Source organism: Candidatus Dadabacteria bacterium (assembly GCA_026706695.1).
In the GTDB taxonomy this organism is placed as follows: domain Bacteria; phylum Desulfobacterota_D; class UBA1144; order Nemesobacterales; family Nemesobacteraceae; genus Nemesobacter.
On record JAPOYE010000017.1, the window covers coordinates 1 to 24684 of the forward strand.

At 51.0% G+C, this 24684-nt stretch carries 21 protein-coding genes; 8 read left to right on the forward strand and 13 right to left on the reverse strand.

The genetic code is table 11. The features are described from left to right. Positions 1–480 precede the first annotated feature (480 nt). The 3 genes from rho (at position 481) to OXG10_01560 (ending at position 5005) form a co-directional block, all read left to right on the forward strand. Positions 481–1806: a transcription termination factor Rho gene (gene rho / locus OXG10_01550; protein MCY3826052.1), complete on the forward strand. Its 1326-nt coding sequence runs from the start codon at positions 481–483 to the stop codon at positions 1804–1806. Positions 1807–1815: 9 nt separating this feature from the next. Next, complete coding sequence (locus OXG10_01555) at positions 1816–2055, forward strand: peroxidase (protein MCY3826053.1); 240 nt, start codon at positions 1816–1818, stop codon at positions 2053–2055. A 253-nt stretch (positions 2056–2308) separates the two neighbouring features. Beyond that, on the forward strand, positions 2309–5005 hold the full coding sequence (locus OXG10_01560; GenBank protein MCY3826054.1) for a hypothetical protein: 2697 nt from the start codon (positions 2309–2311) through the stop codon (positions 5003–5005). 148 nt (positions 5006–5153) lie between these two features. Here OXG10_01560 and OXG10_01565 read toward each other — a convergent pair whose 3' ends face one another. Further along, positions 5154–5636: a transposase gene (locus tag OXG10_01565; GenBank protein MCY3826055.1), complete on the reverse strand. Its 483-nt coding sequence runs from the start codon at positions 5634–5636 to the stop codon at positions 5154–5156. A gap of 114 nt (positions 5637–5750) precedes the next feature. On the opposite strand from OXG10_01565, the gene OXG10_01570 reads away from it, so the two are divergent. Genes OXG10_01570 through rsfS form a run of 5 tightly spaced genes read left to right on the forward strand, consistent with a single transcriptional unit; the run spans position 5751 to position 10090 of the window. Next, positions 5751–6470, forward strand: coding sequence for a chlorite dismutase family protein (locus OXG10_01570; protein ID MCY3826056.1), 720 nt, complete (start codon positions 5751–5753; stop codon positions 6468–6470). Continuing rightward, a complete protein-coding gene (gene ftsY / locus OXG10_01575; GenBank protein MCY3826057.1) occupies positions 6467–7879 on the forward strand; it encodes a signal recognition particle-docking protein FtsY in 1413 nt (470 codons plus the stop codon). Before OXG10_01570 ends, ftsY begins: the two co-directional genes overlap by 4 nt. 8 nt (positions 7880–7887) lie before the next feature. After that, complete coding sequence (ribD, locus tag OXG10_01580; GenBank protein MCY3826058.1) at positions 7888–8994, forward strand: bifunctional diaminohydroxyphosphoribosylaminopyrimidine deaminase/5-amino-6-(5-phosphoribosylamino)uracil reductase RibD; 1107 nt, start codon at positions 7888–7890, stop codon at positions 8992–8994. Further along, positions 8991–9656: a nicotinate-nucleotide adenylyltransferase gene (gene nadD, locus OXG10_01585; protein ID MCY3826059.1), complete on the forward strand. Its 666-nt coding sequence runs from the start codon at positions 8991–8993 to the stop codon at positions 9654–9656. Before ribD ends, nadD begins: the two co-directional genes overlap by 4 nt. Positions 9657–9673: 17 nt before the next feature. Further along, entirely contained in the window at positions 9674–10090 is a 417-nt protein-coding gene (gene rsfS, locus OXG10_01590) for a ribosome silencing factor (GenBank protein MCY3826060.1), read from the forward strand. On the opposite strand, the gene ftsZ is transcribed toward rsfS, so the two are convergent. Genes ftsZ through OXG10_01650 form a run of 12 tightly spaced genes read right to left on the reverse strand, consistent with a single transcriptional unit; the run spans position 10043 to position 24577 of the window. Further along, on the reverse strand, positions 10043–11119 hold the full coding sequence (ftsZ, locus tag OXG10_01595; GenBank protein ID MCY3826061.1) for a cell division protein FtsZ: 1077 nt from the start codon (positions 11117–11119) through the stop codon (positions 10043–10045). The genes rsfS and ftsZ overlap by 48 nt on opposite strands. 29 nt (positions 11120–11148) lie before the next feature. Further along, positions 11149–12387: a cell division protein FtsA gene (gene ftsA, locus OXG10_01600; GenBank protein MCY3826062.1), complete on the reverse strand. Its 1239-nt coding sequence runs from the start codon at positions 12385–12387 to the stop codon at positions 11149–11151. Between the two features lie 9 nt (positions 12388–12396). Continuing rightward, complete coding sequence (locus tag OXG10_01605) at positions 12397–13098, reverse strand: FtsQ-type POTRA domain-containing protein (GenBank protein ID MCY3826063.1); 702 nt, start codon at positions 13096–13098, stop codon at positions 12397–12399. Continuing rightward, positions 13095–13991: a UDP-N-acetylmuramate dehydrogenase gene (gene murB / locus OXG10_01610; protein MCY3826064.1), complete on the reverse strand. Its 897-nt coding sequence runs from the start codon at positions 13989–13991 to the stop codon at positions 13095–13097. The genes OXG10_01605 and murB overlap by 4 nt, the downstream gene beginning before the upstream one ends. Further along, positions 13988–15355, reverse strand: coding sequence for a UDP-N-acetylmuramate--L-alanine ligase (murC, locus tag OXG10_01615; protein ID MCY3826065.1), 1368 nt, complete (start codon positions 15353–15355; stop codon positions 13988–13990). Before murC ends, murB begins: the two co-directional genes overlap by 4 nt. A gap of 4 nt (positions 15356–15359) precedes the next feature. Beyond that, positions 15360–16421, reverse strand: a complete 1062-nt coding sequence (gene murG / locus OXG10_01620) for an undecaprenyldiphospho-muramoylpentapeptide beta-N-acetylglucosaminyltransferase (protein MCY3826066.1) — start codon at positions 16419–16421, stop codon at positions 15360–15362. Positions 16422–16423: 2 nt separating this feature from the next. Continuing rightward, positions 16424–17533 carry a putative lipid II flippase FtsW gene (gene ftsW, locus OXG10_01625; protein ID MCY3826067.1) on the reverse strand — a complete coding sequence of 370 codons (1110 nt, stop codon included), beginning with the start codon at positions 17531–17533 and terminating at the stop codon, positions 16424–16426. Further along, the gene (gene murD, locus OXG10_01630; protein MCY3826068.1) at positions 17526–18854 is read right to left on the reverse strand and encodes a UDP-N-acetylmuramoyl-L-alanine--D-glutamate ligase; all 1329 of its coding nucleotides are present in this window, start codon (positions 18852–18854) and stop codon (positions 17526–17528) included. The genes ftsW and murD overlap by 8 nt, the downstream gene beginning before the upstream one ends. 4 nt (positions 18855–18858) lie before the next feature. Beyond that, positions 18859–19971 carry a phospho-N-acetylmuramoyl-pentapeptide-transferase gene (gene mraY, locus OXG10_01635; protein ID MCY3826069.1) on the reverse strand — a complete coding sequence of 371 codons (1113 nt, stop codon included), beginning with the start codon at positions 19969–19971 and terminating at the stop codon, positions 18859–18861. 3 nt (positions 19972–19974) lie between these two features. Further along, a complete protein-coding gene (locus OXG10_01640) occupies positions 19975–21360 on the reverse strand; it encodes a UDP-N-acetylmuramoyl-tripeptide--D-alanyl-D-alanine ligase (GenBank protein ID MCY3826070.1) in 1386 nt (461 codons plus the stop codon). Further along, positions 21357–22859 (reverse strand): UDP-N-acetylmuramoyl-L-alanyl-D-glutamate--2,6-diaminopimelate ligase, encoded by a 1503-nt coding sequence (locus tag OXG10_01645; protein ID MCY3826071.1) that lies wholly within the window; start codon positions 22857–22859, stop codon positions 21357–21359. The genes OXG10_01640 and OXG10_01645 overlap by 4 nt, the downstream gene beginning before the upstream one ends. Further along, a complete protein-coding gene (locus OXG10_01650; protein MCY3826072.1) occupies positions 22856–24577 on the reverse strand; it encodes a penicillin-binding transpeptidase domain-containing protein in 1722 nt (573 codons plus the stop codon). Before OXG10_01650 ends, OXG10_01645 begins: the two co-directional genes overlap by 4 nt. Positions 24578–24684 lie beyond the last annotated feature (107 nt).

Below are 24684 nucleotides of genomic sequence, written 5' to 3' on the forward strand. Positions count from 1 at the left end.
GGTGATTGTGTGGTGATTTGGTATCCATGCTTAGGGGTTATACCCGTAAACATGGGAAAAAGCCAGAGCCCCGTTTTAACTTCCCCAAAACTTTAAATAAAATTACTGCCTGCAACTAGCGTGAAAAAGCCGTGCCGCTGAGGCCGAAACATCTTGACATTTTTCCTCATTGTGTGTATTTACTAAAAGTAATTTCAGCCGCATGGTACTAGGTGTTAAATACGCTTGTCAGGCAGAAGCGGGATTCCCATGGAAAAGCGGTGTGGATTTTCTGCAGAGCAGACTTTTCTCTTGGCAAGTTCGATTTTAGATATTGACAAGCTCGTTACGCGGCAATACTATTAACTGTATCGGTTGTACTGATTTTTCATTTTGAACTCTTAACGTGCGAGATTGTCGCATTCCTAACACTTCAAAAGAGTTCGATTATTTTTTGAACCAAAAAATTTAACAATGCCTTAGTTCAAGGAGTTTTACCGTATGGCAAAAGTTTCTAAAGCGGAAGCTGCGGATGCTGTCCAGAAAAAGGGGGAGCAGAAAAACGGAAACGGCAAGCTGCTTTACCTGAACGATCTCAGGGCGAAGAAGCCCTCGGACCTGATAAAACTTAGCAGACAGGCCGGCATTGAAGATACCGCCAGAATGGCGAAACAGGATCTTATCTATTCCCTGCTCAAGGCACAGAGTGAAAGCCATGGTTCCATAATAGCCGAAGGGGTGCTTGAGATCTTGGCCGAAGGTTATGGCTTTCTGAGGTCTCCCAAATACAGCTATCTGCCTAGTCCGGACGACATATACGTTTCGAAATCCCAGATAAGATCTTTCAGCCTGAAAACCGGGGACACGATAAAAGGCCTTGTGAGACTCCCGAGAGAAGGGGAGAAAAACCTGGCCCTTCTCAAAATAGAGGAGGCAAACTACGACTCTCCCGAGATATGCAGGCAGAGAACGCCTTTTGAGGGACTCATCCCCCTTCACCCGGAAGAGAAAATAGATCTTGAATATGAAAAAGATGAGTTCTGCTCAAGGGTGATGAATCTTTTCGTGCCCGTGGGGAAGGGGCAGAGAGCTGTGATAGTGGCTCCTCCCCGCACTGGCAAGACCATAATAATCCAGAGAATAGCCAATGCGATAACCGAGAATCACCCCGAAATTGAGCTTTTCGTTCTGCTCATAGATGAGCGCCCGGAGGAGGTCACCGACATGCAGAGGTCGGTCAAGGGGGAAGTCGTGAGTTCGACTTTCGATGAACCGGCGCAAAGGCACATACAGGTTGCCGACATGGTGATCGAGAAGGCCAAAAGATATGTCGAGCACGGAAAGGATGTAGTTATCCTGCTCGACAGCCTTACCAGGCTTGCAAGAGCGAGCAACACGGTGACTCCCGCAAGCGGGAAAGTGCTCTCTGGAGGAATAGAGGCAAACGCTCTTCAGCGACCCAAGAGATTTTTCGGGGCGGCGAGAAACACAGAGGAGGGAGGAAGCCTTACCATAATAGCTACCGCCCTTATAGATACCGGAAGCCGCATGGACGAGGTTATCTTCGAGGAGTTCAAGGGAACAGGGAACATGGAAGTGTATCTTGACCGCCGCCTTGCGGAGAGAAGGATCTTCCCTGCCATAGATATTCAGAGATCGGGAACCAGAAAGGAAGAGCTTCTTATCGCGGAGTCCGAGCTTAACCGCATATGGCTTCTCAGGAAAATCCTCAACCCGATGAACACCACCGAGGCAATGGAATTTCTGCTTGACAAGCTCCGGGGGACCGAAAGCAACACGGATTTTCTCAACATGATGCACCAGTAAGACCCTCTGGTGCCTGAACCGGTTCGGAAGAACCGCCATGGCGAATCAATGCTCGGCGAGTTCTTCCACACAATCGTTGCCAGACAGTTCAGAGTGCTTCGCGATGGCGACCGTTTCTGGTACGAGCACAGCCTGTCACGGGACGAACTGGAAGAAGTAAGAAGTACGAAACTTGCCCACATTATCCGAAGAAACACCGACATTGACGATGAAATCGGAGATAACGTGTTTATAGTTATCTCCGAATAATCATCCCCTAATTTTTCCCACAAGGGAGTCCGGGCATTGCCGCTTCATGTGTAAGAAAAGAACAAATCCAATTTGTTTCCTGCAGTTTTATCGAAAATTCTTGACCCTGAACCGACTCTTGTAGTAAAGTGAAAACGAGGGTTTTTTACTAATTGCCGGTTATTAAATGCTGAGATTCAGGGCGGGGGATAATTGTCTTGAAGGAACCCGGCACGTTTAAGATTTTGTCTGGCTTGCACAAAAGGAGAGCGTTATGAGAGCTTCCACAAAGATGGTTTCCGCGGCAAAAAACAGAAGCGGACCAATGTTTTTTATATGCGCGCTGGCATTGCTTATTTTCTTCTCCGGTACAGTTCCCCTTGGCGCGCACGAGGCTGAAGGACATGTTGAGGGCTATAATGTCGAGGAGCATCCTTACACCACGACCGCCAGCGACGTCGATCCTGCGGACAGGGAAAGCGTTTACAACTTTCTCCTGCATGTGAGGGCCCACTTTAAGGATCCTCCCAGCCTTAACATACTCACAGCACTGAAGGAGCTGTCGTCGACGGAAGGTGGGGACTGGAGAAACGACACAACTTACCTTATACGGGTGAATGATTTTATACGAGCGAATGACAGAGCCAAGGTGATTTATCACGCATACTATCCTGTGACGCAAGACGGAAGCCTGGACGGTTCAAGCGTCGTGCGGAATCTTGTCAAGGTTGCGAACGAAAAGGAAGAAGGAGGCTGCGTTCCGTACACTCTTGACGGGGCGGACAGGTGGGCTTGCGCGGCTAAATTCAGGTCCGTGGGGTATAATCCCGCAACCAACGCTGTCTGGATCGTGGGTTTTCACCATGATTTCGAAGAAGTGTCTTTCGCCAAGAACACATGTCCCTACTACGTTCCCGGGACCAGTGCCATTGACGTAAAGGATACCAAGACCCTTAAGAAGTTTGTAGACGAATTCGCGGAACACTACAGGATGCAGAGAGAAATCGTGGGCGAGGGAATTACGATTGTGCAAAGGCACTGCTGGAGAGTGCTGCCCTGGAAATACGGTTCTATCTACCTGTTTATGGTATCTCATCCCAGCAACCGCGTGATTTTTAATGCAAATTCTCCGACGATTGAAGGCAGGAATATTTATGCTGAAGACGAAAACGGCTGCGTGGTCACGGAAGAGATAGACAGGGTAGTGGCGGGAGAAAAACAACAGTGCAAGAGTTTGGGGTACCTGAGCGAGGATGACAAGAAGGAAGCCTTTTTTGAATATCTCTGGGATGACCCGAACGTAGAGGGTGACGAAATCGACATCTATACCGAGTGTCCGAATGGTCCGCTTACCTGCACCCCGGGCAGGTCACACAAGGTGGGCTATGTTACAACAATTGAGTCTTCACATGGAGAAGGTGAGACGCGTGTCGTAGGTTCCGGATTTTATCCCGGGACGCGGGAGGACCGGGATGATGGTGACGGGTGCGCTATTGCAGGGGCCGGGCATAAAGTTCAGGGAGCCGTACTCAATCTGTTTTTGATAATCTCCGTACTGTTTTCCGCAGTTTGGGCAGGAAACCGCTACAGGGAGAGACGGACAGTTGGAAAAAAAGAAGGAGCCGGGAGAAGCGTGTTTACAAGCCTTTTCGTGAGCGCATTAGCATTGCTGGTTCTGTTCTCATGGGGAAGCAGCGCGGTTGCACACGAGGTGGGGGGGCATACCTATACCACTACTGCGGGAGAGGTTGACGAGGCGGACGAGGTAGACATGAAGGAATTCTTGCTGCACGCGAAGGCTCACTGGGCGGGCATTGAAACTTCCAGTGAGAACATAAAGTTCGAACAGAGCCTGACTGAGGAGGGGAGTGATTGGAATAGCGGCACCGTATACCTGATGGCGATAACTGAGGAGGGGACGATTCTTGTTCACGGGGAAGACCGGAGTGTGCAGAACGGGACATTGCTTCACTACAGGACAAACGAGTTCGGGGAACGGGAGAGCTTTCTTCACGAGGAAGTACAGGGACTTGTTGACGCGGCAAAGGGAGATGAGGAGGGGGGTTGCGTTAGATACGGTCACGAGGAAGAGGGAGAAGAGGATCATGGTATGAGGGTGGCGTGTGCGGTCAAGTTCAAACATCCCGTGTGGAACGCGAACAGCGAAAGCAACCTCATTCTGATAGCGGGATATCACCACGATCATGAGGAGCATGAAGATACGGAGATAAGTTTTGCCGGTATACAATGTCCGTACTTTGCGGAGGTAAGGAACGAATCACCTTTCTTCTTCCAGGGGATAAGCGCCAACGAGGTTGTGGACAACGAAACGCTAAAGGAGTTCGTAGACCAGTTTGCTATCCACTTTGAGGAGCAGGTGAGCTTGGCCGGGAGGGATTTGGCTGGGTTAGCCGTTATTCGTAACTGCTGGAGGGTGTTGCCGTGGAAGTATGAGGATAGCGGCACCTACATTTTTATAATGACAGAAGACAAGCTAGTGTTTTTCAACGGGTTGGACCCCGCGCTTGAGAACGGCACTTTGAATCCGGAAGATGAAAATGGTTGCCTAATCGGGGATGAGGTGGTGAATGTGGCGCTTGAAGGTCCGGACGCGAGGCAATGCAAGGACTTGGGATTGCTGCCGGAGAGTTCCGAGGGTTTTATAGAGTATCTGTGGAACGATCCATTGAATCCGGATGACGATATAGACGTATTTACGGAGTGTCCGAACGGTCCGCGCACGTGTTCTCCCGGGACAACGCCAAAGGTGAGTTATCTTGTGTCTGTAGATTTTTTGGGACAGAAATTTATAATCGGTTCCGGGTATCATCCTAGGAGCGGTGGAGATGATGGCGGCGGGTGTGCCGTTGCGGGGAGTGGCAGCGGGGTCAAGGGGGCGGTGTTCGGTCTGTTTTTGGTGGTATCGGTATTGTTCTCAGTGGTTTTTTGGAGAAACCGTTCTGCTAGATAAAAGGACATGATGGTTTGAGCGTGAAGAGCACCCTGAAAGGTCAAGCTCAGGACTGAAAATATCCGTTGGGAATTCTCCAGAACCTTTCTGAAAAACTGAGAGGGTAGAGGGCATGTGCCCGTAGAAGAGTTAATCCTTCCCGTTTAGTTTACCGTTCCGTACTCTTGCCCATGTCGGCTTTCTGCCTGACCCTGCGTAATCTGGGTTCTATAATCTTGCCCCTGCTCACCGTTAAGCCGTGTTCCGACAGGCACTTCTTGGCAAGGCGGAACACTCCTTCCGTTATTTGATGTCTCAGCAGAAAGTGGCGGAACTTGCAAATAGTACTCTCGTCCGGAATTCTCTGCATTGACACGCCGGCAAAGCGGCGCATGGACTCAATGTCATAAAGGCTTTCTTCCATTGCCGGGTCTGACAGACCGTACCATTGTTGCATCAGGTAAATTCGCAGCATAACCTTGGGCGGAACAGGTCGGCGTCCCCTGCGCGACTTCGGATATTTGCTTAGTATGGGTTCAAGCAGTGGTTCCCACGGCAGGATTTTGTCCATTTTTTCAAGGAACCGCTGTCTGCGGGTTATTTTCTTTTTGTTTTTGTAGGCTAAATCAGAAAAACTGGGCTTGTTCGGCATTGCCCCCGTCCTCACTTCTCCATAATACTATACCACAGCGGCTCGATTGAGATTTATCGCATTGAGTTAGGCCCTTAAATAGTACATACTTAACGCTTAAGTCTGGTTATGAACATGAGCGAACCCAAAGACAGCCAGCTTGACTTAAGCGAGAAAGGAAGAGGGGGCGAGTCCCTTGACAGGAGGCTTTTCATGCAGTTTCTGGGTTTCGGGGGTATTGATCCGGTGCTTGAATCCCTTTTGGTTCGGGATCTTGAGAATTCTTCCTTAGCGGCGGTTCTTTATTCGGACGTAAATGATTACAAAGGCGCAGGCCTTTTGACCATGAGCGAGACTCCCGAATTTTTCGTCACGGAACTCAGGCAATTTCTCTCTGACTCCTCTTTTGCCACACTTAAGCCGAAGCCTGAGTACACGATGCTCGGAAGGACGTACTCGCTCGGTTATGAAAAGGAACTCGAAAGAACCCTGATTTCGGGCCCGAAGCAGAAAATCTTTGACCCGGAACTTGTCTGGGCCATATGGTATCCGCTCAGGAGGGCTAAGGCCTTTGAAACCCTCCCTTACGAGGAGCAAAGAGCTGTTCTTGGGGAACACGGCAAGGTAGGGTTTCAGTTCGGGGATGCGGGATACGCAAAGGACATCCGTCTTGCGAGCCACGGTCTTGACAAAAATGACAATGATTTCGTGATAGGGATTCTGGGCAGAGATCTCTATCCTCTTTCCGCACTGGTGGAGAGGATGAGAAAGACGCGGCAGACTTCAAGGCACCTTGAAAGCCTAGGACCGTTTTTTATCGGCAAAAAACTGTTTTCAACCGGACAGGCCATATGAAAGAGGGTACTGAACTTCTATCAGGGCTTGGAACCCATATCGATCTGGAGATTGCGGTCCCGGTCGCTATAGCAGTCGCCGTACTTGCGGCGGCTTATTTTCTTTTCAGGAAGAAAGAAGTTGCGCCGGAGACCGTGGCGCAGCAGCAGCCCGAGGCCGTTTCCGCTGAACCTGAAGAGGTGGAGCCACCGCCCGAATCCCCCGCTCCGGAAGCCGCACCCGGGCAAGTTGTCGAGACTGAACCTGAACCGCAGTTTACCGCGCCCGAACCTGTAGCGGTGGAAGAAGATGTTGTGACGCCGCCTGCGGATTCCGTACCTGTTGCTGAACCGATCGAGATTTCCGAAGGGCCGATTTCCCCTGAAGAAACTGAAGCTGAACCCGAAGAACCGAAAGCTGAAGAGGAACCGGAGGAAACCAAGGTTCCCGAAGAGCCGGAGGAGGAAGTTGTTGCGGAAGAAAAAGAAGATGATACGGAAGGGGATTTCTTCTCGAGACTCAGCTTCGGACTTTCCAAAACTCGCAGGGGGATTCTTCAGAATCTTGAGCATGTTTTTTCATCCGGAAAAATTGATGACGCAGCCTGGGATGAGTTCGAGGAGGTACTCATAATGTCGGATATGGGAGTTGCGACCACCGCGAAGCTGCGAGAGAAAGTCTCATCTGCTGTCGGGGCAGGGGATGGTGGAGACATGGAGAAAATAAAAAGCCTTCTTGAAAAAGAGATCCTCGACATTCTAAGGGGAGTCGAGAGTCCGGTAGTTGAGCTTTCCGCCAAACCGACGGTTTTCATGGTGGCGGGAGTTAACGGCGTCGGGAAAACTACTTCCATAGGAAAAATCGCCAACAGGTTCACACGGGAAGAAAAAAAGGTAATGGTAGCCGCCGCCGACACATTCAGGGCGGCTGCGGTTGAACAGCTAGGGGTGTGGGCGGAACGGGTGGGAAGCGATTTTCTTCGCGGCCAGACCGGGGCGGACCCCTCCGCCGTAGCTTACGATGCGGTAAAGGCGTCAGTTTCAAGGGGTATTGACTTGCTTATAATAGATACCGCCGGGCGGGTTCACACGAAAACGGGGCTTATGGACGAACTCAAGAAGCTGAGGAGAGTGATAGCACGTGAACTCGAGGGAGCCCCCCATGAAACTCTCCTTGTCGTTGATGCCACTACTGGGCAGAATGCCGTGGAGCAGGCTAGGGTTTTTGGCGAGGCAATCGGGGTGACCGGTATAGTGCTTACTAAGCTCGACGGGACCGCCAAGGGGGGAATAATAGTGGCAATAGCGGAACAGTTAGGTCTTCCTGTGAAATACATAGGAGTTGGGGAGGGTCTCGGGGACCTGCGCGAATTTGACGCCGAACAGTTCACAAGGGCGCTCTTCACATCGGACAAGGAGGCTTTGCACTAGATTTTTTGATGTCCGCTCGAGATGACAGGGAATTTATGAAAAAAGCCCTGAGGCTTGCCCTCAGGGGAGAAGGGTGCACCAGTCCCAATCCCATGGTCGGTGCTGTCTGCGTAGTTGGAGGACGGATTGTGGGCCGCGGCTACCATAAAAAAGCTGGGTCCCCACATGCGGAAATAGAAGCATTCTTAGATGCCGCCCAAAAGGGAATTTCTCTTAAGGATGCTACGCTTTACGTGACACTTGAACCCTGCTGTCATACCGAAAAGCTTACTCCTCCGTGTACCGACGCCATAATAGCCTCGGGCATATCAGATGTTGTTGTGGGAGCCATCGATCCTAACCCGAAAGTAAGCGGAGAAGGGGTGGACAAGCTCCGTAAAAACGGGATAGCGGTAAGAACAGGCGTGCTCGAGAGGGAATGCGCGGAAATAAACGAGTTTTTCAACAGGCACGTCGTTTCGGGGCTTCCCTTCGTAATCTTAAAATCCGCCTCGACCATTGATGGCAAGATAGCTTCCGCAACAGGTGATTCCAAGTGGATAGGGAGCCTAAGGCAGAGAAAAATGGCCCATCGTCTCAGAAAGAAAGTGGACGCAGTAATTGTCGGGATAAACACGGTGCTTACGGATGATCCGGGACTTGACGTTCGACTCGTTAGGGGAAACGTTCGGCAGCCGGTTCCGGTGATTATGGATTCAAAGCTCCGTATTCCACCCGAAGCGAAGATTTTCAGCACTCATCCACGCTCCATAATAGCCACTACGGAGAGGCCGGGGAAGCTTAAGGAAAAGAAGTTTCGTGAACTTGGTGCCGAGATCCTGAGATTAAAATCCGATTCAGCGGGCCATGTGTCTGCAGCGGACCTTCTTAATGAACTCGGGGCCATGGGAATGTGCGGAGTTCTGGTTGAAGGTGGGAGCAGGGTGGGGGCCTGTTTTCTCCGTGAGGGCCTGGTTGACAAGGTAGTTTTCTTTTACTCGCCAAAGATTATCGGAGGTGACGGGATGAGCATGATCGGGGACCTTGGAAAGCAATCGATTGAGGAAGCGATCAATATCAAGAATATTAAGGTCAGAAGGTTCGGCGATGAAATGATGATAGAGGGTTACATATGAGGGTAGGGCTTATGGGCGGCTCGTTCGACCCTGTGCATGCGGGTCACCTGAGGGCAGCCGAGGAGATAAGCGAAAAACTGAAGCTTGACGAGGTGGTCTTCATTCCGACTCTTGTCTCTCCTCATAAAAGTTCAGAGACCATGGCCTCCCCCTCCCACAGGTTCAATATGCTTAACCTCTCAGTAAAACGTAATCCCCGTTTCAGGGTTTCCGACATGGAACTCCGCAGGGAACCTCCTTCCTACACTATCGATACCCTCAGAGCGCTTAACGAAAGCAATCCGCAAAACCAGCATTATTTTATAATGGGTTGCGAACTTTTTGCGGAAATAGACATGTGGAAAGATTTCTCGGAGCTTTTTAACTACTCAAGCTTCGTTGTTCTTCGCCGACCCGGTTACGACTTTGCTGATTCCACCAGTCCAATTCCTCTTGCCCTCGAAAATGACTTTCGATATTCTTACAATGACAGGGGTATGGATGTTTTTGCTCACAAAAGCTCAAATGAGCTGTTTTTCGTAAATATCGCCGGTATAAGGGTTTCTTCCACGGAGGTCAGGGAACTCGCGCGCCGGGGCAACTCCCTCAGGTATCTGGTCGCGCGGGAAGTGGAGGGATACATAGCGGAAAACGGCCTATACCAGCTGGAGGAAAAACCATAGAGCCCAAGGAAAAAGCCTTGTTTGTCGCCCGAGCCGCCTGGGAGAAGAAGGCGGAGGATCCCGTAATTCTGGAAATTAGGGAGAAAAGCGACGTGGCGGATTATTTCGTTGTGTGCAGCGCGAACTCCGACAGGGGAGTGCGGACCATAGTGGAGAGCGTTGAACGGGAACTTAAAAAACACGGAGTAAAAATATTCGGGACCGAAGGTGTCTCCGAAGGCCGATGGGTGCTGCTTGACCTCGTGGACGTGGTTCTCCACGTGTTCTACCGGCCCGTCCGGGAATTCTACGACATTGAGGGGCTGTGGATCGATACCCCGAGGGTGGATCTGCCCTTCCTTAAGGAAGGGCAGATCCGAGGTTGTCTGACACCGCCCGGCGTGTTCTTAGCGGGCGATTCTTTCTCTTCTTCTGACGAAAGTTGGTATGTCTAGGTCTTCCTCTATATCGGGGCTGTACGGCTGTTCCGAAATTATATCGGTCGCCCTTTTATCGATGTAATCTTCTATCCCGGTCGCGACCACGGTGATTTTTACGAAATCCTTGGCCTTTTCATCGAAGACCAGACCGAAAATCAGGTCGATATCGCCGTTTGCCCTTTCCCTCACGTGACTGCACGCTTCGTTCAGTTCCTCAATTCCGAAATCCTCCGAAGCCGTTACGTTCATCAGTATCCCCTTGGCTCCAGCAATGGATACATCCTCGAGAAGAGGACTTGTTATGGCCATCTGCGCTGCCTGAGTCGCCCGGTTCGGACCCTGTGCGAACCCGGAACTCATAAGGGCTTTGCCTCCGTGATTTGCCATTACGCTTTTCACATCGGCAAAATCGACATTGATGTATCCAGTTCCCGTAACGATGTCGGAAATTCCCTTTACCGCTTGGTAAAGAACTTCGTCCGCCTGACGAAAAGCGTCAAGAATGCTGACCTTGTGTATGGCCGCAAGCTTGTCGTTGGGGATCACAATCAGCGTGTCGACATATTTGTCCAGCTCCTCAATTCCGTAGTCGGCTTTTTCCCTTCTTGCAATTCCCTCGAATTCAAAGGGCCTTGTGACTATAGCCACGGTGAGAATATCCCTCTCCTTGCATACTTGGGCGATTACGGGAGAAACGCCAGTACCGGTTCCGCCTCCCATTCCTGCGGTTATGAAAACCATGTCGGCCTCTCCGAGAACCTCCGCTATCTTCTCTCTGTCCTCAAGAGCGGCTTCCTTTGCAATCTGGGGATTTCCCCCAGAACCGAGGCCCCTAGATATACTTTCTCCTATCTGGAGTTGCGTCGGCGCCAGTGATTTGCTCAGATCCTGGAAATCCGTGTTTACGGAAACGAACTCCACTTCTTTAAGTCCTCTACTTATCATGGTGTTCACGGCGTTTCCGCCAGCCCCACCTGTTCCTACAACCTTGATTTTGGCTCTGCCTAAGCCACCTTCAACATTCTCAATCCTAAAACTTGCCATATGTTTATCCCTCCGGTTGGATTTTTCCTTTAAAAAAATTCGTTAAACCATCCTTTCATTCTCGTAAAAACATTTTTCTGCGTCAGCACCCCTGCCGGGATGTCGGATTCTTCATTTAAACTTGCATATTTGACCAACCCCACCCCGGTTGAGTATATGGGGTCGGTGATAATGTCCGTGAGACCGTTTACGTCGCGGGGTATACCGATGCGAACCGGCATGTCGAGTACCTGCTCGGCAAGAGTCGCCATCTCCTGCATCTTGCTGCTCCCTCCCGTGAGCACCACCCCAGCCGGAAGCATGCCGATGAATCCCTGCTTTAAGAATTCTTTTTTTATCAGAGTAAAGATCTCCTCCATTCTCAATTGGATTATCGTCGTAAGGTCTTTTTTCAGAATACGCTTGGGCTCGCGTCCCGAAGCGCTTTTTACCTCTATTCTGTCGTCGCTTATCATTTCATTCGGCTTGGCTGTGGCCACGCCGTGATTTTCCTTTAGCCTTCTTGCCTCGGGGAGTGGCACGGAGAGTCCGAACGCGATATCCCTGTCGAGATGGTCTCCCCCGAGGGTGATGCTTTCGGTATATTTGACGCTTCCGTTTATAAACACCGCTATATCACAGGTGCCTCCTCCGAAATCTATCATCGCTACCCCAATTTCTCTCTCGTCATGCGTAAGAACCGCTTCGCTTGAAGCTATCTGCTCAATTACCATGTCAACGGAACTCATCCCCGACATCTCTATGCATTTTATGATGTTGCGGGCCGCGGTCACGTCCCCCGTGACTACGTGGACGTTTGCCTCAAGTTTTAATCCGTGGATACCGACCGGATCGTTTATGCCGCTTTCCCTGTCAACCGTGTATTCCTGCGGGATGGCGTGGATAATTTCCCTTTCCGCCGGAATCAAGAGGGCGTTTGCCGACTCTATGACTCTATCGATATCCTTGGGGGTCACCTCCTTTTCCCGCAGGGTGACCATTCCGTGCCCGTTCATTCCTTTTATATGCCCGCCCGCTATTCCTACTATGACCTCCTTTATCACATGTCCGGACATGTGTTCGGCTTTCTCGACTGCGTTTTGTATGGAGTCCACGGTTTTCTCTATGTTGACCACTACCCCCCTTTTGAGCCCGTGGGAGGGGTGGTTACCGACGCCGATTATCTCGGTTTCGCCGCTTGGATCGGATTCTCCAACCACTACGGAGACTTTTGTTGTTCCTATGTCGAGACCAACTATCGGTAGCGAGCTGTTTTTTCTCTGTGCCATTTCGTGATGTTAGGAATCGTAGCCTATTACGCCTACCTCGCCCGAGCTTATGTCTATGTCTTTTTCCACTAGGTTGTTCTTGCGCGAGTGAACTATTATCCTCTCAACCTTGTGCCACTTGCTTTTCATGTTGTTTTTCCCGAAGGTTACGAACCTGCGGTCAAGGGTTAAGAGCTTGATGCCGAAGTTTTCTTCTACTACTACCTCCGAAATCTCCGACCAGCCAAGAGCCGGACTTGACTTGGAGAGGTTGAGAATCTCGATTGCTTGGAGCATGAGACCTGGACTGACTTCCTCTTTGCTTGAGATAACCGGAAAATCAAGACCTTGCGACGGTTCTGCTAGGCCTAGCCGTTTTCCCGTTACGTCTATGTAGTGTGGCTTAGCCCCCTCCTGGGCCACTATGCAGAAAGGTTCGGTTTCGTAGATCTCAACTTTTATTTTTCCGTGAAGAAGCTTCTTCACCCGCACTTCGCTTACCCATGGATTCTCAAGGATCTCCTGCTTTGCTTTGGAAGTGGGAAACAGCATGGATGTTGACCCGGCTCTTATTCCGGAGCGTTTTATGATTTCCGAGGAACTTATCTTGCTGTTTCCTGTGATGACAACCTCCTTTACGGTAAGATGCTCCGACGGTTCTATTGCGAAAAGAGCAATTCCGCAAACCGAGAAGAAAAAGACCGCCGATATTCCCTTTGTCAGCATGTTCATGTGGCTCTCGCCTCCTTGCCCATTATTTCGACTTCGGGCTCAAGAGTTATGTTCCGTTCTTCCAACGCGGCTTCCCTCGCTTTCTCGATGAGCGTGATGATATCGTCGGCTTTTGCCCTGTTGAAGTTCACGATGAAATTCGCGTGGATTTCCGAGAACTTGGCTCCGCCGACGCAAAGCCCCTTGAATCCCAGCCCCTCGAGCAATTCTCCCGCACTGACCGTGGGCGGGTTCTTGAAGACCGAACCCGTGTTGGCCATTTTTACGGGCTGGGTCCTGTTTCTGTAAGCGAGGTACTGTCTCACGTTCTCCTCGCTTTTCTTCCTGTCTCCTTCGCGCAGTTCGAACACGGCTTTCGTGACTATGGCGCCCTCGGGCAGGTTGCTTTTCCTGTACTCGAAATTTACCTCCTCTCTTGACAGTTCTTTTTCCTCACCCTCGTGCCATACGTAAACTTTTTTTACCGCGTCCTTTATCTCTCCCCCGTTTGCGCCGGCGTTCATGTATATGCTTCCTCCGACCGTTCCAGGTATACCGGCGGCGAACTCGAACCCTGTGAGTCCGAGGCGGATCGATCTGTTCATTATGGATGAGAGCATTGCGCCGCATTCGGCTTCGACGCGCGTTCCGTCTATGCGTACTTCCTTTAGCTTTCTCGTGCTTATGACTACGCCGTCTATTCCCTGCTCGGTTATTATGGTGTTGGAACCGGCTCCGAGCACGGTGACTTTCTCCCCTGACTCGTGGCAGTGCCTTAGCAGTTCAAGGAAACTTTTCATGTTCTGTGGATACACGAGGCGTTTCGCCTCTCCACCGACTTTTATGTACAGGTATTTCCTCATCGGGTAGTTGTCCAGTATTTCAAGGTCGCTGTTTTGAGTTGAGTCGTTCATACGATCCGTTCTGCGATCCTGTCCCCGTACTTCCAGACGTTCCCGGCGCCCGAGGTAAGCAGGATATCCCCTTTTTTGAGTTCGTTTGCCATGCGGTCCACGAAAGCATCGGGGTCATCCACGTGACGTGCGTTCGAGTTGCCCGCTTTCTTTATGTCTTCGACTAGCTTTTCTGAAGTTATTCCCTTCACCGGTTTTTCCCCGGCGGGATATATATCAAGAACGTATAGGTGTTTTATTTTTCCTAAAACCCTGACAAAATCGTTGTAAAGAAGCTTTGTCCTAGAAAATCTGTGGGGCTGGAAGAGAAGAATCGGTTCTTGGGAAAACGCTGCCTTAAGAGCTTCTATAGTGACTTCCAGCTCACTCGGGTGATGCCCGTAATCGTCTATTATCTTTACACCTTTCTTCTCACTTTTCAACTGCAGTCTTCTTTCCGTGCCCTCAAAGGTCGCAAGACCCTCTTTTATCTTCTCGAAACTGAAGCCGAACTCCATTCCCACGGCTATTGCGGCCAGGGAATTTAGGGCGTTATGGGCTCCCAGAGTGCTGAGATCCACCTCTCCGAGCAGGTAACCTCCGTATGTTACTTCAAACGATGTCCGCAGCTTGGAAAAGCGTATGTTCTCGGCCATTAGATCCGCGGGGCTGTTTATTCCGTAAGTCAGTATTTTTTTGTTGAATTCCCTGCTTATCCTTGCGGTTCTCGGACAGTCGGCGCATGTTACCGCGAGTCCGTAGAAGGGGATTTTGTGCAGGAAGTTGGAGAAGGCAAGCTCGAGGGCCTTCATGTCTCCGTAGTAATCAAGGTGCTCTTTGTCGATATTTGTGAGCACCGTGACGACCGGAGAGAGTTTTTCGAATGATCCGTCGCTCTCATCGGCTTCCACTACCATGAAACGTCCGGTTCCAAGGTGGGCGTTTGAGTCTATGGTCCGCAGCTTTCCTCCTACCACTATGGTTGGATCGGCACCGCAGTGGGAAAGCACCGACGCTATCATGGAGGACGTGGTGGTTTTTCCGTGGCTTCCGGCTACTGCGATGCCGAACTTGAGTCTCATCAGTTCTGCGAGCATTTCCGCCCTGGGTATGAGGGGAACCCTGGCCGCGGCGGCGGCGATCATCTCGGGATTGTCCTTCCTGATGGCCGATGAGTATACGACCACCTCGCTCCCCTTGATATTCTCCGAGCTGTGACCCGTGTGAACGACGGCTCCCAGAGAAGCCAGCCGTCGGGTTATCTGGGTTTCCGCGAGATCGGAACCGCTTACCTCAAGACCCATGTTGATCAGCACTTCGGCTATGCCGCTCATTCCTATGCCGCCTATACCGATGAAATGAACTTTCTTTATCTTGCCGTACATTCGATTACCCGATTATATCCTCGATTTCGTTTACAATTTCCCGGGCGGCGTGTGGCCGCGCGAGTTTTCTCGAGTTTTCCGCCATGCGATCGAGGGTTTCCTGCTCAAGGGTTTTCTCAATAACCGCGCAAAGACCTTCGACCGAAAGTTCCTTTTCCTCAACCACCGTTGCCGCCGCGTTTGACTCTAGGATCCTGGCGTTTTTCAGCTGGTGGTCATGCGTGGAGGAGGCAAGCGGGATCAGTATTGACGGTATGCCGAACGCCGTTATCTCGGACAGCGTTCCGGAGCCGGCCCTGCAGATCACGAGATCCGTTTTTTCATATATCCGCGACATGTCGTCTGTAAATCCGAACACTTCGGCCGAAATGCCGAGCTGACGGTAGGTTTCCCTCACGTTTTCTGTGTGTGCTTCCCCGGTCTGATGGGTCACGTCTACCCGGGTGCCGAGTTTTGCCAGTGACTGGGGAACGATTTCGTTCAGTTTCCGTGCTCCCTGGCTTCCTCCGAGTACGAATACGTTTCGCTGGGCGCTTTGGCGGGCTTTCTTCTCCACGGCCCCATGTGCGAGATCACGTCTTATGGGATTTCCGGTGAGCACGGTTTTTTTAGCCGGAAGATGCTCTTTGCTTTCTTCGAAAGTTATGAATATCTTGCCGACGAACCTCGAGAGGATTCTGTTGGCAAGCCCCGGGACGCAGTTCTGTTCGCAAACGGCGGTCGGAATGGAACTTATCGAGGCGCAAAGCAGGGTAGGTCCGGATGCGTATCCACCGACTCCTATAACTACATCGGGCCTGAAATCCCTGAGTATCCTGAGGGAACTCAGCATCGCTCCTAGTATTGAAATCACCGCTATCACCTTCTGGGAGAAACTTTTCCCTACAATTCCCCTTGATTTTATGAATTCGACTCTATATCCCTTCTCTCGAAGAATCCTTTTTTCGATTCCCTGTTCGGTGCCCACGAACATGACCTCGTTTCCGCTGTTTCTCTCAAGTATTTCCTCCGCGATTGATATCGCGGGAAAAACATGTCCTCCTGTTCCTCCTCCGGCTATTATCACTCTCATCGTTCCTTAGCACTGAATCTAGAAACGCTCAGGATGATTCCGAACGCCGCAAGCGTCGATACAAGAGAGCTTCCTCCGTAGCTTACAAGAGGCAGCGTCAGCCCCGTGGTGGGGAAGAGGCCGACCGCAACTCCCATGTTGAGCGCCGCCTGGAGCGTTATGAGCGCCGTGAAACCGAATACCATGTATCTTGAGAAAGGATCTTCCGCCCGCATGGATATCCTTACGCACCTTCCCAGAATCATAAGAAAAAGCACGATTAGCGTCATTACCCCTATGAATCCGAATTCCTCGCCTATTATCGAAAAGATGAAATCCGTGTGGGCCTGGGGAAGGAAAAGCAGTTTCTGGGAACTGTTTCCGAGCCCGCTTCCGTATATTCCGCCGAGACCGAAAGCCATGAACGACTGAACAGCTTGGTATCCCGAGCCGAGGGGGTCTTTCCACGGGTCAAGAAAGGACATTATTCTCTCCATTCTGTAACCCTCTTTGATGATAGCCAGTACGAGCAGTCCCACGGCCCCGATTCCGATGCTGAGCAGGTGCCGGAGTTTTGCTCCTCCGACAAAGAGCATTATGAAAAGAATTGCCAGAACGAGGAAAGAGGTTCCGAGGTCTGGCCCGGCCAGGATAAGTCCCACGTAGGCGCCACCGGCAAGCAAGGGAGAAAAGATGCCGATCCAAAAACTGTCCATCTTGTCCTCCTTCTTGAACAAGAAGTGCGCCATGTAGATGACCAGCATGTACTTGCAGAGCTCAGACGGCTGAAACGAGAATCCCCAGACCGAAATCCACCTTCTTCCCCCGCCGACTTCCTTTCCTATCTCGGGCAAAAGCACGATTACGAGTAAAGCGAGTCCGAGCAGGTAACCCGGGTAAACCAGCTTTCTTACAAAAGACGGCTTCACGTGCATCAATGTCACCATGGCCGTTATTCCAACGAGAAGATATATGACGTGGAATTTGAGAAACCGCATCGAGTTGTTATAGGTTTCAAGCGAGTATATGGAGCTTGAGTTGTATACGGCCACCACCCCGATTCCCGCCACTATGAGGACGAGCCCGAGGAGCAGTACGTCAAAATCCCTGTTTTTGAAATCAAACACCTCTTACGACCTCCTTAAACAGATTTCCCCTTTCCTCGTATGAGCTGAACATGTCAAAACTTGAACACCCGGGCGAAAACAGGAGCGTGTCTCCGGCATTGGACAGTTCAAAAGCGTTTTGCGTCGCCTCTTTCAGGGAGTCCGCGCATGTTGTCTGCGCTAGGTCGCCCAGCTGGGCGCGCATTTTCTCTCTTGTCTCCCCTATCAGGACCAGGGCTTTTACCTTGCTTGCCACTGCGTCCTTAAGGCAGTTGTAGTCGATTCCTTTGTCCTTTCCTCCGGCAACCAGTATGATCGGTGAGGGGAGGCTCTCAATTGCTCTCAGAGTGGCAAATGGAGTTGTGGATTTTGAGTCGTTGTACACATCTACCCCCCTTGTTGTCAGCACGAATTCCATTCTGTGCGGAAGCGGGCGGAATTCGTTTATGCTTTTCTGCACCGGATCCCACTGACAGCCCAGCACTCCCGCAACGGCCACCGCTGCCATTATGTTTTCCTTGTTATGTTCTCCGACAAGCGCCGAGTTCCGAAGATAGAAGGAAAGTTCTCCGAACACTATTTCATCTTCCTTGCAGTAGACGTCGGTTTTCTCTTGCCCGATTCCGAAAGATATTTTTTTTGCCCTGAAGCTGTCCGAGCCCTTAAGCACCGCCGGATCGTCCGCATTGAATACTGCCCAGTCACTTTCTTTCTGGTTTGCGAAAAGCCCGAGCTTAGCCGCTTCGTATTCTTCCATGCTCGAATGGTGGTCCAGGTGGTTCGGTGATATGTTGAGGATTACCGCGACGTGGGGAGAGAAATCCTTTATTCCCTGGAGCTGAAAGCTGCTGAGTTCAAGCAGCAGGAAGTCGTATTCGTCGTCTTTTTCAGCTACCGATATAAGGGGCGTTCCTATATTTCCTCCCGTAAAGATTTTTATTCCGCTTCGTTTGAGCATTTCCGAGAGAAGGGACGTGGTCGTTGTCTTTCCGTTTGTTCCCGTTATGCCTATTACCGGTTTTGATAAGAAGTTCCACGCAAGCTCGATTTCGCTTATTATCGTTTTTCCCGCTACTCGGGCGTTCCTGATCTCGGGAAGATCGAACCTTACCCCTGGACTCAGTACTATCGTATCGGCCCATTCGAAGAATTTGGGCGCGTGAGTCCCGCAGCGGATTTCCACGCCTCCCGCCGCGAGTTTTTCCACCACGGGTCCGAGTTCCCCGGCTTCCCTCGAGTCTGTTGCTTTCACCGAGGCTCCTTTGGAGTGGAGGAATTTTGAAGTTTCTACTCCGGTTATCCCGAGCCCCACGATCAAGAATCTGTTTTCGTCGAGATCCATTTGGTCACCTTATCTTTAGACTTGAAAGAGCGAGAATAGAAAGAACCACGCATATTATCCAGAAACGCACCACCACCTTCGACTCTGCCCATCCGGCAAGCTCGAAATGGTGATGAAGGGGCGTCATCCTGAAAACTCTCTTGCCTGTAGAGCGAAACGAAATCACCTGGATTATCACCGAGAGCGTTTCCACGAAGAATATTCCCCCTGCCACTATCAGGAGTATTTCCTGCTTTATCATCAGGGCGCTGAATCCTATAGCCGCTCCCAGCGAAAGGGAACCCACGTCTCCCATGAACACCTCGGCCGGGTGGGAGTTGTACCAGAGAAACCCCAGGCATGCTCCTCCGACCGCCGCGAGAAAAATGGCCAATTCCCCGGCTCCCTGCACGTGCGGGATCTGTAGGTAGCTTGCAAACTGCAGGTTTCCGGCGAGATAGGCGAAGATTATGTAGGTGGTGGTTACGATAGCGATCGAACCTATGGCCAGACCGTCAAGACCGTCGGTGAGATTCACCGCGTTTGAGGAACCTACGGTGACCAGAAGAGCGAAAAGTATGTAGAGATACCCAAGATCCACAACTGCCTGCTTTATGAACGGAAACACCACCGAGGTCGAGGAATACACCGCGCTTTCACCGGCTCTCATGGACATTGAAAAACTTCCGCTTTCGTTCATGCAGAGAATGACCACGAAAGTCACGGCTATGAGCGTCTGGCAGAGAAACTTTACTCTTGCCCTTATACCTTTTCCTCTCTTTATCTTCATGAAATCATCGAAAAATCCCAGAATGGCAAAGCTTGCCGTGAACAGAAGCACGAGCATGACTTTGTCTATGAGGAAGTTCGTCCAGAGAAGGGATGAGATCATTATGGCCATTACGATGAATATGCCCCCCATCGTTGGAGTACCGGCTTTTACGCCGTGACTGCTGGGTCCTTCTTTGCGAATGGTCTCTTGGAACTGCGCCGCTTTTAGCAGGTCAATAAGCTTTTTCCCGAGGAAGACGCAGAGGACAAACGAAGTCAGCCCGGCCCCAAAAGAGCGGAAAGTTATATACTTGAAAACATTTAAGAAAATAAAGTCGTCTTTTAGAAGATGCAGAAAGTAGAGCATGATTTATTTTTCGTAAAGCATCTGTATTACCGTTTCCATCTTCATTCCCCGGGACCCCTTCACAAGCACCAGGTCGTCCTCTCGGCACGCGTCAAGAAGCAGGGCCGCTGCCTCCTGCGGGCTCTCCGCCACGTGACATGCCGTCTGCCCTCGTACGGACGATACAAGCGACCGGGAGAATTCTCCCATGGCTACTACCATATGAAGACCTAGCTTCGAGATATGTTCCCCGATCATTTGGTGTTCTTTTTCGCTGTTTTCTCCCAGCTCAAGCATGTCCCCAAGAACCGCTACCGCCTTCGCCTTGCCGCGCCGGTGGGCGACGAGTTCATCGAGCGCCGCGCGCATCGAGTCGGGATTTGCGTTATATGAGTCGTTTATGACTCTGAAGCCGAAAGGGGTACGGATAACCTCAAGGCGCATGGCGGAGGGAACGTATTTCTCAAGACCTGCCAGTATCTCGCTCATTCCGCATCCGAGAGAATACGCAAGAGCGGAGGAGGAAAGGGCATTTGAAACATTGTGAGTTCCTATTCCCCTTATTCTCGCTCTGGCGGACTGCTTGCCTATGTGTATCGTGAATTCGATGGACTCCATTTCCTCGTGGCTGATGTCGTCTGCCCTTATGAAAGCCTCCGGAGAGGCAACCCCGTACGTGACCTTCCGGCAGCGCACGCGGGCCGCTATCTTCTCCACCCAGGGATCGTCAATGTTTACGCAGAAAGTGTTTTCCTCTCCGAAGTTTTCAACCAGTTCTCCTTTAGCCCTTGCGACTCCTTCCAGGTTTTTCATTCCCTCCAGGTGAGCTTTTCCTACAGTGGTGATCGTTCCCACATCGGGCGAGGCGATATCCGCGAGGGTTCTTATTTCTCCGAAAGAGTTCATCCCCATCTCGAGCACGCAGAAATCGTGGCTTTTCTCCAGTTTCAGAAGGTTGAGCGGAAGACCTATCTGATTGTTTAGGTTGCCGTGGGTGCTGAGCACGCTGCCTGATACGGACAGTATGCTGTGGGTCATGTTCTTGGTTGTAGTTTTTCCGTTCGAACCCGTAATGGCGGCGACTTTCAGGTCGGGAAACGAATTTCTCCAGTGTCTTGACATCTCGAGGAGGGCTTTTTGCGTGGATTCGACTTTTATTATCGCACCGCAGTTGCGTTTTGAGTCCTGTATTTGCGGGTATTTTTCCACTATCGCTCCCGCGGAGCCTTTTTCAAAAGCCTCGGCGACGTAATCGTGCCCGTCAAAATTGGGCCCCTCTATGGCGACGAAGAGCTGGTTTTTCTCTATATTTCTGGAATCGATGGAGACCCCCGAAGCTCCAACCGGCATCTTGCCGCCGACGAGGCTCCCTCCCGTGGAATTTAACAGAAAGTCAAGGCTGAATCTCAAAGTTCTCTCCTTTCCCTGGCTTCAAGGTGTTTTTCTGCGATCTCCCTGTCGTCAAAATGAATTTTCTCAGTGCCGATTATCTGGTAGTTCTCATGACCTTTTCCCGCTATAAGGACCGTGTCTCCAGGTACGGCCTTATCCACGGCGTTCTTTATGGCTTCCTCCCTTTCGGTTATTACCACTACCCCCGGGTCCTGGGGGTCTACCCCCTCGGTCATATCCTCTATTATCCTCTCCGGATCCTCCGTTCTGGGGTTATCCGAAGTCACTATCAGCATGTCCGAATACCTGCGTCCCACAGCAGCCATAAGGGGGCGTTTTCCCCTGTCTCTGTCCCCTCCGCAACCCACGACAGTGATGAGTCTCTGAGCACAGAAAGGTTTCAGACACGCAAGCACGTTCTCAAGCGCGTCAGGGGTATGGGCGTAGTCCACAAAAACATCTATTCCCAGGCTGCTCTCAATTTTCTCGAGCCTTCCAGGGATGCGCCTGAGTTCACTCAGCGCTCTCCCGGTTGTCCCTGGGGACGAACCGAGAGAGAGGAGCGTTCCGGCTGCCGCCATCATGTTATAGAGGTTGTGTTTCCCCATGAGTTTTGAATCAAGTTCCACCTTGCCCCACGGGGTGGCCAGCGTGGCCTTTATACCTCCAGAATCAAGCGTGAAATTCTCCGCGAATACGACTGAGTCTTTTTTTTTCGTGGAAAACGTTATTTTCTGACTTTTTTTCGAGGCGGATATCCTGTTTGCGAAAGGGTCATCCGCGTTTATTACCGAAAACACCTCTTTTTTTGCGCTTTTTTCGAGAATTTCCGAGAAAAGCCTTTCTTTCGCCCTGAAGTAATCTTCAAGCGTCTTGTGGTAGTCCAGGTGATCCTGGGTGAGGTTCGTGAATATCGCCGCGTCGAAGTGACATCCGTCAACTCTTTTTAGATCAAGGGCGTGCGAGGACACTTCGACCGTGACGTTTGTCACTCCTGCGTCTTTCATTTCACGCAACATGCCCATAAAAGCTATGGGATCAGGTGTTGTAAGGGATGCAGGTTCGGTCTTACCCCTGTATCTGTTTTCTATTGTTCCCAAGAGACCCGTGTTTACCCCATCGGCTTTCCAGCCGGTTTCTATCATGTGAGACACAGTGGTTTTCCCGTTTGTCCCCGTCACCCCAACGACCTTCATTGCAAGGGAAGGGTGATCATGGAAATTGGAGGCGACGATGGATGCCGCAGCCCTAGAGTCGCTCGTTTTCGCAAAGGGAACTCCGAGGTCCGGAATTTCCGCTGAAATCTCCTCAAGCAGAAGCGCCACCGCTCCCTTTTCTACCGCGGAGGCGACGTAATTGTGCCCGTCGGTGACTTTGCCCCTGATGGCAATAAAAAGAGACCCCGGTTCCACGTTCTGCGAGTTGAGAGTTATTCCCGTAATTTCCGTATCTCCCGGATTCTTGGATCCAGTTATAGTTTCGATTCCCGCGTTTCTCAGAACATCCGCTAATCTCATATGTTCTGCTTGAGGGTGAAAGTGCAGTCCGTTCCCCTTCTTATCTTTTTCCCTGAAGGTGGATGCTGGCTGACCACGTAGCCGTTTCCTATGAACCTGACCGACACTTCCTCTTTTTCCGCCCACTTCATGACGGCTCTTGCGCTTTTGTTCACCATGTCCGGCATGACCATTTTTTCGAGCTTTTCCTTATCTGGAGGTATTTGCATGTAGAACAGGACTTTTTCAGTTATGGACTTGAAAATGGGCGCTGCGACTACCCCTCCGTAGTTATGTTTTCTGGGGTTCTCGACGATTACGACGAGGGCAAGACGTGGGTCATCAGCAGGGGCGAAACCGATAAATGACGAAAGATATCTGTTTTCGTAGTAAGTGCCGGTCCGCGGATTAGGCATTTGCGCCGTGCCTGTTTTTCCCGCGACTCTGTAGCCGGGAATGCTGGCGTTTTTGCCCGTGCCGTTTTCCACTACTTGTTCAAGGATTCTGGTGACCTTAGAAGCCGTATCGTAGGAGATGACTCTTTTTACAGATTCCGGGCTTCTTTCCATGAGAACCTTGCCCTCGGGTGAGACTATCTTCTTCACGATATAAGGCTTCATCAGATATCCGCCGTTTCCGATACTCGAAAGCGCGGTTGCCAGCTGGATTGCCGTTACCGATATTCCCTGTCCGAACGATATTGTTGCCAGTTCTATATCTCCCCAGTCCCTTAGGCTCTGTATTCTCCCTGTGGCTTCCCCGGGAAGGTCTACTCCAACCGTTTCTCCGAAACCGAAATTCCTGAGCGAATCGTGAAGTTTTTTCTTTCCTAAGGTCTCCCCCATTTTCCAGGCGCATATGTTGCTTGAATACGTGATGGTCTCGGAAACCGTCAGGATTCCGTGGCCGTGCACGTCTTTTATTATTTTCGGGCCGATTCTCTTCTTTCCGTTTTCACAGTCATACTCGGTATTCTCATCCCCCATTTTTTCTTCAAGAAGAGTCGCCGCCAAAAATACCTTCAGCGTGGAACCGGGCTCGAAGGACATCCACACGGGGAGATTCTTTCTCGTTTCCTGAGAAAACTCGCCGAAGCGGTTAGGATTAAAAAACGGATAGGAGGCCATGGAGAGTATCTCACCAGTTTGAGGATTCATCAGGAGGGCGGCTCCCCTATCCGCTTTCATTTCCTTTATGCCTTTCTCGAGCGCAGTTTCCGTCATGTGCTGTATATTGGAATCCACGGTAAGCAGCACATCGCTTCCCTTCGTAGACTGTTCTTTCGCATTCAGCAGGACATCGGATATCCTATTTCCCCTGCCGTCGGTTCTGATCCTCACCGTGGCTGGTTTGCCGGCAAGCATTTTTTCAAAGCCGTATTCAAGCCCCTCCACTCCCTTAAGATCTATGTTGGTGAATCCGATCGCCTGCCCGAGCAGAGAACCGTTGGGGTAAATCCTTTTCGGTTCCTCGGCGAAACCGACCCCCGAAAGACCCATGGCCTCTATCTTTTTTGCTGTCCTGGGGTCCTCTCCCCTTTTGATCCATACAAAGGGCTTGTCAGAACGTGTAAGACTGATCAGTTTGTTGCGGGACAGACCCAGCGGTTTCGATATTGTCCGTGCAAGCTTGTCCGAGTTTTTTACTTCCTTGGGATTCAGATAGATCGAAGTTGCCCAGACGCTTGTGGCCAGAGGTTTTTTATTCCGGTCAAACAAGGTTCCCCGTACCGGAGGCATCCTGTAAACCCTGCTGTGCTGTTTTTTAGCCCCGGCGGAAAACTTCTCACTTTGGAGCACCTGGAGTTCAAAGGATCTGTATCCCAGAAGCACAAATAGACCTGTAA